At 30.7% G+C, this 626-nt stretch carries 1 protein-coding gene; it reads left to right on the top strand.

What is annotated here, in order from left to right; genetic code table 11:
• The first annotated feature begins 146 nt into the window (after positions 1-146).
• Complete coding sequence (locus tag A6E03_RS10075; protein WP_065600793.1) at positions 147-572, top strand: hypothetical protein; 426 nt, start codon at positions 147-149, stop codon at positions 570-572.
• The last annotated feature ends 54 nt before the right edge of the window (positions 573-626 follow it).

Genomic DNA, 626 nt, shown 5'->3' with positions numbered 1-626 from the left:
GTTATGCAGGCGTTATAACGTTTTTGGGATTATATTCTAATTTGAAGTCGCTCGAATAATATCTAGAAGTAGGCATCGCTTTATTCTTTTTGTAGTAATTTCTTTTTTGAGCAATAAGTGTTCAAATCTAATTAAAAGGACTTGTTATGAATAGCGTAAAAACACCTAAAATCTTCCTCTACTCAATATTGTTACCAATTATCTGGATTGCATTTGGTCTTACAATAGCAACATTTCTTCCAAGCGTACAACTTGGTGCCGCTGGATTAGTGATTATTCTATATGTGACTATAACTTTAATATGTCTTCATTTTACTAAATCCTATCCTCGTCAATTTACTAAAAATGAAAAAATACGTTTAACCGCTTATTTTATTTTGTGGGCAAGTTTGTGTGAGTCATTGGTCGTTTTATCATTAGGGCAAATGGAATTAAACAAATTGTTTTTCATTCTTGGATTCACCGTAATTGTAGATGCAATCCTAATAAGTCTAGGTGTTCACTTTATCAGTAAGCGAATGATTAAGATGTTTTTAAATCAATCAATGAAAGCTGTAAATAAAACAGAATAATGTAAATTTAATTTCGAAGTACGCTGTTAATGCACGTTATAACAAATGCATCAA

Origin of the sequence: Aliivibrio sp. 1S128 (genome assembly GCF_001691065.1) — a bacterium.
In the GTDB taxonomy this organism is placed as follows: domain Bacteria; phylum Pseudomonadota; class Gammaproteobacteria; order Enterobacterales; family Vibrionaceae; genus Aliivibrio.
Note: the sequence above shows the minus strand (reverse complement) of the source record. Positions and strands in the feature narration are given on the sequence as shown.

Coding starts and splice junctions, on each gene's coding strand:
- A6E03_RS10075 (WP_065600793.1), top strand. CDS start 147: ATGAATAGCGTAAAAACACCTAAAATCTTCCTCTACTCAATATTGTTA.